Origin of the sequence: Microvirga pakistanensis, assembly GCF_004458765.1 — a bacterium.
GTDB classification, from domain to species: domain Bacteria; phylum Pseudomonadota; class Alphaproteobacteria; order Rhizobiales; family Beijerinckiaceae; genus Microvirga; species Microvirga pakistanensis.
Genome location: NZ_SPJX01000259.1, coordinates 1 through 222, shown reverse-complemented (window position 1 = coordinate 222; position 222 = coordinate 1). Strand labels below are relative to the sequence as shown.

Sequence of the window (222 nt, the reverse complement as noted above, 5' to 3'; positions counted from 1 at the left end):
TCCGGAGCCTCTTCCGCCACATGGCCAGCTCTCACCCGATCATCCCCGGCCTTGAGCCGGGCCCCCACGTCTTCGAACTGCAACGCGAAAAGACGGAGATGGCCGCAACAAGTGCGGCCATGACGGGGAGAGGCACGGCTCCGACACCCCCTGGTCCCAGCCTCTCCCATGCTATCACCGGCTTCGTGCCGGTGAGCCCTTTGGGGTGAAGCGCGGCGCGCT

Annotated in this window: 1 protein-coding gene; it reads left to right on the top strand. The window is 67.1% G+C overall.

All coding sequences use genetic code 11. The annotated features are described in order from the left end of the window. The coding region (locus E4K09_RS29800) for a hypothetical protein (protein WP_204985731.1) at positions 1-209 on the top strand (209 nt) is incomplete at its 5' end. Between the last annotated feature and the right edge of the window lie 13 nt (positions 210-222).